The organism is Nitrobacter hamburgensis X14, from assembly GCF_000013885.1.
In the GTDB taxonomy this organism is placed as follows: domain Bacteria; phylum Pseudomonadota; class Alphaproteobacteria; order Rhizobiales; family Xanthobacteraceae; genus Nitrobacter; species Nitrobacter hamburgensis.
In genome coordinates, this window is record NC_007964.1 from 226,786 (window position 1) to 239,458 (window position 12,673).

The window sequence follows — 12,673 nt, forward strand, 5'->3', positions numbered from 1 at the left end:
AATCTTTCGTTGGCGGAAACAGTAATCTGTGGTTGCATTGACCGGGGCTTTTCGCACGGAAGGTCTTATAAACCATCCGGAGCGAGACGCGAGTGTCGTTTGTTGCGTGGGGGCGTGACTTGGCGGGGCGGGACCAAGTTGAGGATGGCAGATGGATCGCCGCACCGCGACGCGACCGGCCTGTGGAAGCGCCGCTCCCGGTCTGTCCTGCCGGCGTTTCTCACATTCTGCAATCGAGCAACGACAACTGGCTGTGCGACCCGGAGCCGGGCCCGGCGAGCGAACTTGATTGCCTGCGACACGTTCTCGCTCCGGCTCTGCTGCGCGCGGCCGAGGCGCGCGGCCGGGAGGTGGGGATCGGCGCGGATCAGGCGCTGATCCGGTCGGGCGTCATCAATGAAGACGCTTACCTGCAAACACTCTCCTCTCACACCGGTCTTGCGATCGAGACATGCGCAGAGGAATCCCGCGCCGATTGCCCCTTGCCCGATCGTCACCTGCCTGGCGCCGCGGAACACGGACTGCTTCCGCTGCGCCGGGATGGGAAGTTGATCTGGGCGGTCGCACCGCGCGGTTTCGCCGCGCGACGGCTCTGCCGCCTGACTGCTGCATATCCATCGCTATGCGACCGGGTGCGTCTGACATCGACGCGAGACCTCAATCAGTTTCTGCTGCGGCAGACCGGCGACGTGCTCGGCCAGTCCGCCGCCAATGCGCTCGGTCGGCGATTCCCGGCGCTGTCCGCCGCGCCGGTTGCCGACGGTGCCCCCGGCGGGCTGCGGACAATGCGGCGCCCCGCGCAGACCGGCGCTCTCGCCGTCATGATGGTGCTGACGCCAACCTTCGCCCTGGACATCTTGAGCGACGCGCTGGCGATATGGTTTCTCGCATTCATCAGCCTGCGGCTTGCGGCCAGCCTGAGACCGCCGCGCCCGGCGGTGCGGCTGCCGCGTGTCCCGGACGGCCGTCTGCCGACCTACACCGTGATCGCGGCGCTGTATCGCGAAGCGGCATCGGTCGCACCGCTGATGCAGGCCATCGGCGCCCTGGACTACCCGCGCGAAAAGCTCGACGTCATCATCGTGATCGAGCTCGACGATCTCGAAACCCGCGCCGCTCTTGCGAGGCTCGGCCCGATGCCGCAGGTTCAGGTCCTGCTCGCCTCGGCGGAAGGGCCGCGCACCAAACCGAAGGCGCTGAATTGCGCGCTGCCGTTCGCGCGCGGCAGCTTCACCGCCGTGTTCGATGCCGAGGACCGTCCCGATCCGGGCCAGCTCCGCGCCGCGCTCGACGCCTTTCGCATTCAAGGCACGGACGTGGCCTGCGCTCAGGCCAGTCTCTGCATCGAAAACCAGTCCGACAGCTGGCTCTCGCGCATGTTCGCCGCCGAATATGCCGGACAGTTCGACGTCTTTCTTCCGGGACTCGCATCATTCGGGGTGCCGCTGCCGCTCGGCGGATCGTCGAACCACTTCCGCGGTATTAGGTAGCAAACTCACCAAGCAATGGATGGTCTAGCGAGCCGCGTTTTGCGACCTTCCTGCCTATGTCCGACTCCATCCGCCTTGCCCGCACCGATACCTACGAGCACACCATTTCGGGCTTGCTCAAAAAGCGCGCCGATCTGTTCAACGAAGCCGAGCGCATCCGCGATCGAATGGCCGAAATCAAAAACGACATTAGCGCGCTGGATCGGGTGCTAGGGACGCTCGGTTATACCGGCGATCTGGACGCCGAAATGCCACGCCAGAAGCGGCAAGTCCTGTTCGGGCGCGGAGAGCTAACGCGGGCGATTTTGGACGAGCTACGGGATGCGCCGCGACCGTTAGGAAGCCGAGAGATAGCTCAAGGAATTGTTGCGCTGAGCGGTCAGGACGCGCGGGATCGTAAGTACGTAACGGACCTGACAAGGCGGGTCAGCAAGGCGCTTCGGATGCTCAAAGAGAGCGGGTCGGTACGGTCTCTCGGGGATTGCAAGGGTAATTTGCGATGGACGTTGCAGTCTTGAAACTTCTATCCTAAAACCTACCTGCTCGCGCATTGGAATAGGGGTATCTTCACTCCAACGAATCATTGACATTCTGAGCGATCTTTGATGCTTGGAGTTGATTCGTTGCGCCTGTTCCCTTAAGCATCTCAAATCGTTGAGGTTCCAATAGAGAGCTGGAACCTTTGCGGCTGGTTTTTGTTTTTTTACGTTCGGCTGCTACAGATCGTAGTGTCCTTACCTGGAGTGGACACCATGCCTAACTCAACAGACCTTCGCCTTCTCGCCCCAAAGGCTTTCCCTTCCCATGCTTATAAGCAGGAAAGTGAAATCCGAAATGACAATAACAGCGAGAAAACACGCGAAGATTTGTGGCTTGAAGCTGCTCGGCTTCAACGGGCTGAAATTTCGGCAAGCCAAGTCGACTTTCTTACGGAACTTCGCAGGCGCACCCGATAGTAATTTAGCAATTTTGAGGTAAGCGTGCCTGTCGTAAATGTCGCGGCGGATGATATTATCGCGCGTGCGAAGTATTTCCGGCAAATGCTCGATAATGAACTGGCGTCGCCCGCTCTGCGGGGAGCGGAGCTATTTTATCATAACTCCATGCCGGATATCTTGGCTCATTGCTATTTCGCAATCTCAGAGGCGTACAAGAAAATCTATTTGGTCAATGGGCACCGGACAGATAGCTCGAAACGAGCAGCTCTGACGTGCGCCACGATCGTTGCGATCGCTCCTATTCGCCAAAATCCTGACTCGAACTCGGAAGAGAAGGCGATAGAAGCCGCATACGCCAATCCCATGCTCGCAATGTCGTGTTCATGCAGCATAGTGAATCATCCCTTCCATAAACGACCGTTCGATGACAGGCATCGCGTTTATCGAGCATTTTTTGATTTTAGCTTGCCATCCATAGAACCAATCCTTGCGGAAGCACGGGCTAACCGCGGTGCGATAATCTCCGACTGGGAGATTCCCCTGACCTCTCCCGAGGAGACGTTGCTTAATCTCCTTGTCGATGATTTTGTCATGTATTCGAAATTCACAATTGCAGAGCAGGAAGGTCGCTAGGCGCCCTTTCGCTGCCAATAACCCTTCCATTGCCGCGAAACCGGATGATGCAACGCCGCGTCCGCAACCATCAAATATTGCTCGCCGTTGCTGACACGACGGTTATTTTCGCGCCAAGCCATTTCGCCCGCGTAGGCTGATAGGTAATCGCCAGCGATACGGTGGTGAATGCCGATTTCGGCGCGGCGCATCCGAGAGAAAAACGACTCGGCTTGATTGGTGCAAGCATCGCCGTCCGAATAGCTTTCGCTATGATTGATACGCTTGGTCAGGAAGCGCGCGTGTAGCGCGTCCCAATGCGTTGCTTCATCGGCGTGGATGACGCTGCCCGGCGCAACGGTTCGCGCGATCTTCACAAGCGAAGCATCTTCGCTCCTGAACACGAAAGGCAACGTGCGACCGCCACGCTCACGCATGATGACCACGACGCGGCGCTTGCCGTTCTGATTGATGATGCGGCGGCGATCGCGGCGATTACCTTTGTGGTTTGCAGGCTTCACGTAACCGCCGAAGTAAGCACCATCAACTTCGACCTCACCCGAGGCCGTGGCGCTGCTGGCTTCCGCAGCAAGGGCCTCGCGGATTTTGTGAGCCATGACGAAGACAGTCTTATACTGGCAATCGAGATCGCGGCTCAGTTGAAGCGCGCTATGGCCCTTTGCGCCGTTGACGAAGATCGCAATGGCCAAGAGATAGTCGCGGACCGGCAGTTTGCGGCTCGCGAAGATCGTGCCAGACGTAACCGAGAACTGATGCGAGCAGGCTTTGCACTTGAACAGGCGGCGCGTGGTGTAGGTGTAGACGCCGGCGCAGTCACAGCGGGGGCAGACCGGAGTGCCATCGGTTGCGGCCCAGCGGATCAGCCGGAACGTCTCATAAGCTTCGTCGTCAGAAAGGCGCGCGACTTTCGCCAGACTGAGCGTCCGCGCCTTTGCTGAGAGGAGGAAGTGCTGAGACATAAGGCCAACGTTTTCCGTTGACCTCATTGATAAGTAATGAAAGTGATGGCGTCAACGAAAATCTATGACCTTGACGAAAATAATCTAGGTCCGTAGATTCGGGCAATGACCCCGGAACAGTGCCGAGCCGCCCGAGCATGGCTAAATTGGCCTCAAGACGCGCTTGCAAAAGCCGCGAACGTGGGCGTTTCAACCGTGCGAGACTTTGAGGCCGGTCGGCGGGAGCCGACACGGAACAATCTAACGGCAATGAAAGCTGCTTTGGAAACTGGCGGTATTTCATTTGTTGATGACGAAAAGGAGCGCGGGATAAAGGCCCCACGCTCGACATGAATCTCTGATCCTGATAAGGAAATGATGGTGGACCGGTTGGGGATTGGACCCAAGCATCGCGGGTGGAAATCCAGCTAGCGGCACCAGCCCCGGCCCGTCTCAGAAGCTACCAGTCACGCGCCAACGCGACCGATAGCCTCTGACGGTACTGAATAGCCTTATATTATCATGTACCACCTACCTTTCGACCCGCCTTCAACGGGTGCCGCACTTGGTTAGAGATCAGCCGGACCCTTGCGGGTCCGGTTTTCGTTTAAACGGTCAGTCAAGGATCGACTCGCCCGTATTGTCATTCGTCGGCGGCTCTTCAATCTCGTCTTCGCCGCGAACGGCTGCGCTAGCTTTTGGCTTCTTCACATTCGGGTACCACGCCAACAGTCCAAATTGGCCGTTCGGCAGCTTGTGAAACAATGCCGTATTCTTCGCGAGCGAATTGCGCAGAGATTTTTGCGCGATGTCCTCCGACTTCGTATCGAACTCGTACCCACCGGCAACCAACGAATCGTAGATTTCACGATTAGCTGCCGCGCCGAGGTTCTGTGCGCGCCTCATCTCCAGAATCGTCCGAACCGATGCAGCGAGTGGCTGGCCGTAAAACTGATCTGACCGAATCTGAGTAGGCAGCGCCGTAGCAGCGCTCTCCAATGAATAGGCTGGCGGACGGCCGATAGCGCCGCAGAGCGTGTTGACCGTCTCTTTCTTCTTTCGCAGCGACGCTTCTTCCGCCGTGATTTCGGCGGCCAGCTCGCTGATGACCTGATCGACCGTTTTGGACATGGAATCGGCTTCCGGTTTTAAGACTTCACCCGTATATGGTGAGTCGGGTTCCCCTGCAACGGATATTTCAATGCACTTTTCCATCATCAACACCGTTGATTGTGTTGCGAATTTCGCAACATGTTCAAGTTGATGCGTCCCAAAGAAGGTAACGCGATGATTTCTAACAGATTCACAGAATCAAAATGGCCGCGCGTTGCGGCCTGTGGGGTGGCTAATAAGTCGCTTGGTGAGTTTGCTACCTAATACCGCACTTCCGCACCGCGGTTCTGCGCGAGGTGGGCGGCTGGGATGCCTACAACGTCACCGAGGATGCCGATCTCGGTTTTCGGCTGGCGCGCTTCGGCTACCGCTCGACCACCTTCGTGTCGACAACGTTCGAGGAGGCGCCGGCGCGTTTCGGCGGATGGTTGCGCCAGCGCTCGCGCTGGATGAAGGGGTGGATGCAAACCTGGAGCGTGCACATGCGCCGGCCCTGGCGGCTGTGGAGCGATGCGGGCGCGAAAGGGTTTTTCACGCTGAACGCCGTCGTCGGCGGCAACGTGCTGACGGCGCTGTGCTTTCCGATTCTCGCGGTCGATATTGCGGTTGGCTTGCTGGCGCGATCCGGCGGCGCGACGGAGGGGCTCGCCGCGAGCCCGATAACGCCGCTGCACCTGACCACGATCGTCGCCGGTTTCGTCTCGACGATCGTGGTCGGTCTGATGGGCCTGGCGCGGCGCGGGCAGTTGCGGCAGGGCTGGATCCTGGCGCTGACGCCGGTCTATTGGGCCTGTCTTTCGATCGCGGCGTGGCGCGCGCTGTATCAACTGCTGAACGAACCGTACCGATGGGAGAAGACCGAACACGGCCTTTCCCCGCAAATCCGATCGAACGCGACCGCGCAGACGCCGACCATCCGCGCCATGGCCACGCAACGGCGGCGGCGTTACAGATAGCGCTTGAGATCGGCGGCGGCCGCTTCGGGCGTGCGTTTGAGATCGAACGGCGAGACGAAGCGGCCGTCGCGATCCATCAGATAGATCAGCGCGGTATGATCCATCGAGTAACCGCCATCCTGCAGCGGAATCTTTTTGATGAAGACCCGATATTCGGACGCCATCTTCGTGACCGCGGCCGTATCACCGGTCAAGCCTTTCAGATGCGGATCGAAGCTGGAGAGATACTCCTTCATCGTGGCCTGCGTATCGCGCTCGGGATCGACCGTCACGAAATAGGCGTTGACGCGGTCGGCGTCCTTGCCCATCGCCCGCAGCACCTCCGACATTTCGAACAGCGAGGTCGGGCAGACGTCGGGACAATGGGTGTAGCCGAAGAAGACGATCGTCGGACGGCCCACCAGACTTTTTTCGGTGACGGTCTGGCCGGTCTGGTCGGTCAGTTGGAACGGGCCGCCGATCGAAGCCACCGCCGGTTTGCTGGTCAGCCCGCCAAGCAACCACAGCACCACCGTGAGGCCGACAACCAGGCTGCCGGCGAAGGCCGCAAACACAATCAACGGGCGGGTGACTTTATTTGTCATCGGATGTCCTTATAACTTGCGCGTATCCTGATCGCAGAACCGGTATCCACCTTTGCGGAATGCGCGCTAGAAGCAGGCGGCGATGCCGGAAGCGAGCATCTCGAAGAACACTGCGGTTCCGTAGTGCGCCCACAGCGCCAGTGTTCCGAGCAGCAGCACCGCGCCGGCGGCCGCGCTGCCCGCTACGATCACGAAGGCAATCCCCGATTGCGAGGTCGCCAGCTGCGCCGGGCGCTGCATGATTCCCGCAAACTCCCGTGAATAACCAACTTCGTCGGCGGCCGGCGGGCGCAAGCGTCCTGCCGGCCTCCATGAGGATTCAGATAAGGCCAGTCGCGCCGTTAAGGCAAGCGCAACCGCCTGCGATCACGGTGTGATGAATTGGCAATGTTGCCGGGGGCTCAGTGCGCCGACGCCCGCGCGTTAAGGTAGCATGGACGGTACAGGTCGGTGAGCTGGCGGCCGCGCAGGAAGATCATGCGCCGCGTCAAACCGCCGCGCTGTTTGATCCAGCGCCGGATCGCGGAAGGGTACATCAGATACAACATGTGGGTCGCTTCGGAGTTGGTGACGGCCCGGCCGTCGGATCCGACATCCCAGGCGGCATGAAATCCGAGAGCGGCATGGGATGTCACGCAAATCCTGTCATGCGGAACCGCACCGAGAACGATGGTGCAGGCCGATGCGCACAGACCATCGATGATGACGGACTGGCCGGTGTCACGAAGGTTCTGGTATTTATCGACGTAGGTTCCGATCCGGCCACCCCGATCCTCACCGATCCGGACCACGGCGTGGCTTGCAGCGACATGTCCCAGTACAAGTAGCGCTGCAAGCAATCCCGTCACGACCCTCATCGTCTGCCCCGGTGTCGACCCCGAATTTGCCGGGACCTTTGTGCGATGCCAAGGTCTGTAGCCTCCGGCGAGATCGGCATTTTGTCCAGATGGCCGCGATCTTTCACACCAGATTCAAATCCAGTGTTGCCGACGCGCTGCACTTCCTGGATGGATTAACCGCCGGACAGCGGATGTATGGTTAATTTTCCCGTCTTGGGAACCTGACCGGCTTTGTGGCGTCCATATCCCTGACGGTGGAGTATCCTTGAGAGCGGGAGCGAGGCGTATGCAACAGGTTCAGTCCCGGCTGGCCGCCGGCCCGTGCGATGACGACGATGAACTGATTCGCCGCGCCCGCGCGCGTGACGAAAGCGCGATCCGCGCCATCATGCAGGCGAACAATCGCAAGCTCTACCGGATCGCCCGCGGCATCCTGCGCAACGACGGCGAGGCCGAGGACGTCGTGCAGGAAACCTACGTTCGTGCTTTCACGCATCTGGAGAGCTTTCGTGGCGAATCCCGTCTCGCAACCTGGCTGGCGCGCATCGCCATGAACGAGGCGCTTGGCCGGCTGCGGCGCCAGCACCCGAGCGTCGACTGGACCACGTTGGAGCCGGTGGCGTCGGACGCCCGCATCATCCAGTTTCCCGTGTCTGCCATTTCCGAAGACCCCGAAAAAACCATGGCCCAGCGCGAAATTCAGCACATCGTCGAGCACGCGGTTGACGAACTGCCCGAGGCGTTCCGTATCGTCTTCATCACGCGCGTGATCGAGGGAATGAACGTGGAGGAAACCGCTGAGATCCTCGATCTCAAGCCGGAAACCGTGAAGACGAGGCTTCATCGTGCCCGCACGATGTTGCGCGCGAACGTCGAAAAGAAGATCGGCCCGGTCGTGATGGAGGCCTTTCCCTTCGCCGGCAAACGCTGCGCACGCCTGACCGACGCGGTTCTCGGTCGGCTCGGTCTGACCAAATAATTCGGGAACCTGTTGCGCTGCGCCGCATCCAATCCTGTGTGTCATGGAAAAACGTCCGACGATTTTTCAATCGCGGCATCACAGGAGTATCAGGAATGTTCGTTCGACTGAGCGCGGCGATCGCCGCCGTAGTGCTGTTGACCAGCGGGGCCTTTGCGCAAGGGGCCAAACTCACCGATCCGCAGATCGCGCATATCGCCTACACCGCCGGCGTCATCGATATCACCGCGGCGAAGCAGGCGCTGAAGAAATCCGAGAACAAAGAGGTGAAGGCCTTCGCCGCCGATATGGTGCGGGATCACGAGGCGGTGAACGAGAAGGCGCTCGCGCTGGTCAAGAAGCTCAAGGTCACCCCCGAAGACAACGACACCAGCCGCACGCTGTCCAAGAACGCCGCGGCCACGCTTGAGAAACTATCGAAGCTGAGCGGCGCCGCGTTCGACAAGGCCTATGTCGACAACGAGGTCGCCTTTCACAAGGCGGTCGACAACGCGCTCGAAACCCAGCTCATTCCGTCGGCCAGCAATGCCGAGCTGAAGAGCCTGCTGGAGACGGGGCTGAAGATCTTCCAGGGTCACGAGCAGCACGCCGAACACGTCGCGGCCGAGCTGAAGAAGTAAGGAGCATCCCATGAAGCCGGGCGGACATTTTCTGATCGTTGCAGCCTCGGGAATCGCAATCTTGGGGATCGCAGTTTCGGGAATATCCGTCCCGGCCCGTGCGGCGACGATTCAAATCTTGATGCAGGATCTTGAGATCACACCGGCCGAGACGACCGCCAAGGTCGGCGACACCATCGAATGGGTCAACGAGGACATCTTCGTGCATAGCGCGACGGCACGAAACGGCGATTGGGACGTCGAGTTGCCGGCGCAGAAGACCGGGACGCTGGTGCTGAAGAAGCCGGGGGTGGTCGACTATTATTGCCGCTACCATCCCAACATGAAGGCTAGGCTGACAATCGCGCCGTAGCGCGTTTCAGGTTTGATACGCGCGGTCAGGCGGGTTGCGTGCGCCGCAACGCCATCGCCAGGCAGATGGCGACGCCGGCCTGCCAGACCGGATAGAGCATCGACAGCAGATCGAGGTTCAGCGCGTTGTCCAGCGCGAGCAGGGCGCCGGCACTGGTGCCGATCACTAGCATCGGCAGCCACGCCAGCGGATCGAGCGGGCCGGCCGGCAGCAGGCTGACGCCAAGCGCCAGGATGCCGGAGCCGACGAACCCCCCGGCCAGACCGGATAGAACATTTCTCACGGCGTTTTCGGAACCGGAGATCTGTCCGTCGATCCAGATCGCCGCGTTGACCGCGCAGACGAAGGCGATCACCGTCACCACGGCTCCGGCCAGCGCCGCCCACCGCGGATTGTCCGAGTCGATCAGAATCAGAACGAGGACGAGGAGCGCGAACGGCACAGCCAGAAGCGCAATCCGCAAGTCACCGGGCGAACCATTGATCTGGTCGATCAGCGGCTGGATCAGCGGCGTCACGATGCCGGTTCCGACACCCGCGGCACCGGTCTTAAGGAGCCCGTTACGGCTGCTGTCATGCGGCGCGGCCATCCCGGTCAAGAGCTCTCCTGGTCTGCCTCAAGCGGCGAAGCTGGAGCGGGCGAAGGGAATCGAACCCTCGTATGCAGCTTGGGAAGCTGCCGTTCTACCATTGAACTACGCCCGCCTATCCGCTTCTCATCCTCTGATGTAGCCGAGACCGGCCGGTCCGCCAAGACGGTCGCGCGCGCGAACCGCCGCGCAATGGCGGGAATGTCCGTGGGATCGTTCTAAAGCACCCGGACGATCTGGATGCCCGCGATCAGCGCGCCGACGGATAACACGACGGAAGCGATCATGTAAGCACCGGCCGCCGCCACTTCGCCCCGCTCGATCAGGTAGAATGAATCGAGGGAGAAGGTGGAGAACGTGGTGTAGCCGCCGCAGATCCCGACGATGAGGAAGATGCGCACGGCTTGCGGCAAATTCCATCGGATGGCGAACAGGCCGGCAAACAGTCCGATCAGAAGCGATCCCGTGATATTGATGAACAGCGTTCCCCACGGAAACTTCGGACCCAGCAACCGGCCAAAGCCGATGCCGACGAGATAGCGCGCCACGGACCCCAGCGACCCGCCGGCCGCGACGGCCAGAATAAACGTCCACTTCAATGTTTTTGTCTCCCCTGCGGCCATTCGGCCATACCGCCCAGGATGCCGATGAGCAGCAGAGGGACCAGCAGAAGAACCACCAGCGAAACCAGCAGAGGGACCACCGGGAGCGTCACGGAATCGGTCAGGTAAGCGATCGCTGCGGCAACCCAGCAGACTCCGACGCCCCATAACGAGACCAACAGCGAATTCGGAAGCTTGGTCATAAGCGCCCTTTCTCGGGCGCAACGGGGGAGGAAACAGCTCCTACCGACGCGAAGCGCCCGGTAGGAGTCATCAGCCTTGCGGCGGGTATCGGGGAACTCCATCCCCATCGATGTCGCTCATGCTAGAGCATGATCCCGAAAAGTGGAAGCCGGTTTTCGGATAAGATCATGCTCAATCAAAAAGATGAGGCAAGGGTCTGATTCAACGACATTGATCAGACCCTGGCCGGATCGGCGAACCGGTCAAGTCCGCTCGCGAGCGACTAGATCACGATGATTTGTGGATCGAATCGATCCGAAATCATGAACGCGATCGATTCCAATATTTTGAGAAGCAGGATGCGGGCGGAAAACCGCTGCACAATTTCCTCATCCCACAACTAGCCGCCGCTTGCGAAGCTGCGCGCCACCCCGTCGCAATAACCGCTTTCCGCCTCCGGTTCGCTACACCCGGAAATGCTTCGACAGCTTGAGGCCCTGGGCCTGATAGCTGGAGCCGATGCGCTGGCCGTAGATCGCGTCGGGCCGCGCCAGCATCTTCTCATAGACGAGACGGCCGACGATCTGGCCATGCTCGAGAATGAACGGCACCTCGCGCGAGCGCACCTCCAGCACCGCGCGCGAACCCTGTCCGCCGGCGCCGGCATAACCGAAGCCGGGATCGAAGAAGCCGGCATAATGCACCCGGAATTCGCCGACCAGCGGATCGAACGGCACCATTTCCGCGGCGTAATCGGGCGGCACCTGCACCGCTTCTTTTGATGCGAGGATGTAGAACTCGCCGGGATCGAGGATCAGGCTGCCGTCCGGCCGCGCCGCGATCGGCTCCCAGAACTCGCCGACCGCATAGCGGCCGCGGCGATCGATATCGATCACGCCGGTATGACGCTTGGCGCGGTAGCCGACAAAGCCGTCGGCGTTCTCGCCGGAGAGATCGACGCTGAGCGCTACGCCGTTGGCGAACTCGGTGTCGTCGCTATCGACCAGCCTCTCTCGTGCATGCAGCGCATCGAGCTCGTCGGCATCGAGAATGGCGTCGCCGCTGCGGAAGCGGACCTGCGACAGCCGCGATCCCTCGCGCAGCAACACCGGAAACGTCTTCGGACTGATTTCCGCATAAAGCGGGCCGTGATAGCCGGCGCCGATCATGTCGAAGCGCCGGGTGCCGTCGGCGATCACGCGGGTGAACACGTCGAGCCGCCCGGTCGAGCTTTTCGGGTTGGCGGCGGCGACGATCTCGGGCGGCAGCGCCAGGCTCTCCAGCAGCGGCACGATATAGACGCAGTTGGTTTCCAGCACCGCGCCGTCGGACAGATCGATTTCGTGCAGCTTCAACTCGTCGATGCGCTCCGCCACCGTTGCGCCCGGCCCGGGCAGAAAACTGGCGCGCACCCGATAGGCCATGGCGCCGAGCCGCAGATCGAGACTCGCCGGCTGGATCTGGCTCTCGACGAATGGGTATTCCGGCAGGATCAGCCCCGCGTCCGCCATCGCCGCGATCATGCGGTCGGGCAGAATGCCATTGGCGTCTGGAGGAAGCGTGAATGGCACGATGTCGTCCTCGCGGCTCTCGCCAATAGGCCCTGATAACAGACGCTTTACCGGTTGTCCGATGGCTGGCGGTCTGGTTCTAACATTCGCGTCCCGTTTCAGCGAGTGTCTTTGCGAATGTCAACTCGTTGGCTTGACGGAAAGCACATGCCGGATTAGGCATGACCTGTCCCGTGGTGATTTGAGCCGGCCGGCTTGCAGCCACGTTAAATAAGTTGCTAAACAGGCCGGGGACAATGTGATCCCGGCCTGTGGATTTTTCCAGGCCGGTTTTTTTGTGACCGTT

At 60.5% G+C, this 12,673-nt stretch carries 17 protein-coding genes, 1 tRNA gene and 2 riboswitches; of the genes, 8 read left to right on the forward strand and 10 right to left on the reverse strand.

Going from position 1 to position 12,673, the window contains the following annotated elements; genetic code table 11:
* Positions 1–182 precede the first annotated feature (182 nt).
* The 3 genes from NHAM_RS01020 (at position 183) to NHAM_RS01035 (ending at position 3,061) form a co-directional block, all read left to right on the forward strand.
* Entirely contained in the window at positions 183–1,490 is a 1,308-nt protein-coding gene (locus tag NHAM_RS01020; RefSeq protein ID WP_245269969.1) for a glycosyltransferase, read from the forward strand.
* A gap of 56 nt (positions 1,491–1,546) precedes the next feature.
* Positions 1,547–2,008 carry a hypothetical protein gene (locus tag NHAM_RS01025; RefSeq protein ID WP_011508810.1) on the forward strand — a complete coding sequence of 154 codons (462 nt, stop codon included), beginning with the start codon at positions 1,547–1,549 and terminating at the stop codon, positions 2,006–2,008.
* Positions 2,009–2,470: 462 nt separating this feature from the next.
* On the forward strand, positions 2,471–3,061 hold the full coding sequence (locus NHAM_RS01035) for a hypothetical protein (RefSeq protein ID WP_011508811.1): 591 nt from the start codon (positions 2,471–2,473) through the stop codon (positions 3,059–3,061).
* On the opposite strand, the gene NHAM_RS01040 is transcribed toward NHAM_RS01035, so the two are convergent.
* Positions 3,058–4,047, reverse strand: coding sequence for an IS1595-like element ISNha5 family transposase (locus NHAM_RS01040; RefSeq protein ID WP_011508812.1), 990 nt, complete (start codon positions 4,045–4,047; stop codon positions 3,058–3,060). The two genes, NHAM_RS01035 and NHAM_RS01040, sit on opposite strands and share 4 nt — an antisense overlap.
* Positions 4,048–4,125: 78 nt before the next feature.
* On the opposite strand from NHAM_RS01040, the gene NHAM_RS24380 reads away from it, so the two are divergent.
* Positions 4,126–4,353, forward strand: a complete 228-nt coding sequence (locus NHAM_RS24380) for a helix-turn-helix domain-containing protein (RefSeq protein ID WP_011508813.1) — start codon at positions 4,126–4,128, stop codon at positions 4,351–4,353.
* Positions 4,354–4,614: 261 nt separating this feature from the next.
* Here NHAM_RS24380 and NHAM_RS01045 read toward each other — a convergent pair whose 3' ends face one another.
* Entirely contained in the window at positions 4,615–5,130 is a 516-nt protein-coding gene (locus NHAM_RS01045; RefSeq protein ID WP_041357530.1) for a hypothetical protein, read from the reverse strand.
* 278 nt (positions 5,131–5,408) lie between these two features.
* Here NHAM_RS01045 and NHAM_RS01050 point away from each other — a divergent pair, with 278 nt between their 5' ends.
* Positions 5,409–6,068: a glycosyltransferase family 2 protein gene (locus NHAM_RS01050; RefSeq protein ID WP_011508815.1), complete on the forward strand. Its 660-nt coding sequence runs from the start codon at positions 5,409–5,411 to the stop codon at positions 6,066–6,068.
* Here the strand turns inward: NHAM_RS01050 and NHAM_RS01055 are convergent.
* The 3 genes from NHAM_RS01055 to NHAM_RS01065 all read right to left on the reverse strand — a co-directional run bounded on the left by NHAM_RS01055 (position 6,059) and on the right by NHAM_RS01065 (position 7,509).
* Positions 6,059–6,652, reverse strand: a complete 594-nt coding sequence (locus NHAM_RS01055; protein ID WP_011508816.1) for an SCO family protein — start codon at positions 6,650–6,652, stop codon at positions 6,059–6,061. The two genes, NHAM_RS01050 and NHAM_RS01055, sit on opposite strands and share 10 nt — an antisense overlap.
* A gap of 66 nt (positions 6,653–6,718) precedes the next feature.
* Positions 6,719–6,892, reverse strand: coding sequence for a hypothetical protein (locus tag NHAM_RS01060; protein ID WP_011508817.1), 174 nt, complete (start codon positions 6,890–6,892; stop codon positions 6,719–6,721).
* Between the two features lie 161 nt (positions 6,893–7,053).
* Positions 7,054–7,509 carry a hypothetical protein gene (locus NHAM_RS01065; protein ID WP_011508818.1) on the reverse strand — a complete coding sequence of 152 codons (456 nt, stop codon included), beginning with the start codon at positions 7,507–7,509 and terminating at the stop codon, positions 7,054–7,056.
* A 268-nt stretch (positions 7,510–7,777) separates the two neighbouring features.
* Here NHAM_RS01065 and NHAM_RS01070 point away from each other — a divergent pair, with 268 nt between their 5' ends.
* The 3 genes from NHAM_RS01070 to NHAM_RS01080 all read left to right on the forward strand — a co-directional run bounded on the left by NHAM_RS01070 (position 7,778) and on the right by NHAM_RS01080 (position 9,442).
* Positions 7,778–8,470 (forward strand): RNA polymerase sigma factor, encoded by a 693-nt coding sequence (locus tag NHAM_RS01070; RefSeq protein WP_011508819.1) that lies wholly within the window; start codon positions 7,778–7,780, stop codon positions 8,468–8,470.
* A 95-nt stretch (positions 8,471–8,565) separates the two neighbouring features.
* Positions 8,566–9,090 (forward strand): DUF4142 domain-containing protein, encoded by a 525-nt coding sequence (locus tag NHAM_RS01075; protein WP_011508820.1) that lies wholly within the window; start codon positions 8,566–8,568, stop codon positions 9,088–9,090.
* A 10-nt stretch (positions 9,091–9,100) separates the two neighbouring features.
* A complete protein-coding gene (locus NHAM_RS01080) occupies positions 9,101–9,442 on the forward strand; it encodes a cupredoxin domain-containing protein (RefSeq protein ID WP_011508821.1) in 342 nt (113 codons plus the stop codon).
* A gap of 25 nt (positions 9,443–9,467) precedes the next feature.
* Here the strand turns inward: NHAM_RS01080 and NHAM_RS01085 are convergent, their stop codons facing one another.
* The 5 genes from NHAM_RS01085 to NHAM_RS01105 all read right to left on the reverse strand — a co-directional run bounded on the left by NHAM_RS01085 (position 9,468) and on the right by NHAM_RS01105 (position 12,387).
* Entirely contained in the window at positions 9,468–10,040 is a 573-nt protein-coding gene (locus NHAM_RS01085; RefSeq protein WP_011508822.1) for a hypothetical protein, read from the reverse strand.
* Positions 10,041–10,072: 32 nt separating this feature from the next.
* Positions 10,073–10,146, reverse strand: a tRNA-Gly gene (locus NHAM_RS01090).
* A 103-nt stretch (positions 10,147–10,249) separates the two neighbouring features.
* The gene (gene crcB / locus NHAM_RS01095; protein WP_086008297.1) at positions 10,250–10,630 is read right to left on the reverse strand and encodes a fluoride efflux transporter CrcB; all 381 of its coding nucleotides are present in this window, start codon (positions 10,628–10,630) and stop codon (positions 10,250–10,252) included.
* A complete protein-coding gene (locus NHAM_RS01100; protein ID WP_049769274.1) occupies positions 10,627–10,836 on the reverse strand; it encodes a hypothetical protein in 210 nt (69 codons plus the stop codon). Before NHAM_RS01100 ends, crcB begins: the two co-directional genes overlap by 4 nt.
* 54 nt (positions 10,837–10,890) lie before the next feature.
* Positions 10,891–10,951: riboswitch (Fluoride riboswitch) on the reverse strand.
* Between the two features lie 329 nt (positions 10,952–11,280).
* On the reverse strand, positions 11,281–12,387 hold the full coding sequence (locus NHAM_RS01105) for a 2'-deoxycytidine 5'-triphosphate deaminase (protein WP_011508824.1): 1,107 nt from the start codon (positions 12,385–12,387) through the stop codon (positions 11,281–11,283).
* 163 nt (positions 12,388–12,550) lie between these two features.
* A riboswitch (SAM riboswitch) is annotated at positions 12,551–12,630 on the forward strand.
* The last annotated feature ends 43 nt before the right edge of the window (positions 12,631–12,673 follow it).

What these genes read in the sequence shown, in the direction of transcription:
- NHAM_RS01100 (WP_049769274.1), bottom strand. Translation starts at nt 10,836, where the DNA reads ATGACCAAGCTTCCGAATTCGCTGTTGGTCTCGTTATGGGGCGTCGGA.
- NHAM_RS01070 (WP_011508819.1), top strand. Translation starts at nt 7,778, where the DNA reads ATGCAACAGGTTCAGTCCCGGCTGGCCGCCGGCCCGTGCGATGACGAC.
- NHAM_RS01055 (WP_011508816.1), bottom strand. Translation starts at nt 6,652, where the DNA reads ATGACAAATAAAGTCACCCGCCCGTTGATTGTGTTTGCGGCCTTCGCC.
- NHAM_RS01040 (WP_011508812.1), bottom strand. Translation starts at nt 4,047, where the DNA reads ATGAGGTCAACGGAAAACGTTGGCCTTATGTCTCAGCACTTCCTCCTC.
- NHAM_RS01060 (WP_011508817.1), bottom strand. Translation starts at nt 6,892, where the DNA reads ATGCAGCGCCCGGCGCAGCTGGCGACCTCGCAATCGGGGATTGCCTTC.
- NHAM_RS01080 (WP_011508821.1), top strand. Translation starts at nt 9,101, where the DNA reads ATGAAGCCGGGCGGACATTTTCTGATCGTTGCAGCCTCGGGAATCGCA.
- NHAM_RS24380 (WP_011508813.1), top strand. Translation starts at nt 4,126, where the DNA reads ATGACCCCGGAACAGTGCCGAGCCGCCCGAGCATGGCTAAATTGGCCT.
- NHAM_RS01025 (WP_011508810.1), top strand. Translation starts at nt 1,547, where the DNA reads ATGTCCGACTCCATCCGCCTTGCCCGCACCGATACCTACGAGCACACC.
- NHAM_RS01045 (WP_041357530.1), bottom strand. Translation starts at nt 5,130, where the DNA reads ATGTCCAAAACGGTCGATCAGGTCATCAGCGAGCTGGCCGCCGAAATC.
- NHAM_RS01065 (WP_011508818.1), bottom strand. Translation starts at nt 7,509, where the DNA reads ATGAGGGTCGTGACGGGATTGCTTGCAGCGCTACTTGTACTGGGACAT.
- NHAM_RS01075 (WP_011508820.1), top strand. Translation starts at nt 8,566, where the DNA reads ATGTTCGTTCGACTGAGCGCGGCGATCGCCGCCGTAGTGCTGTTGACC.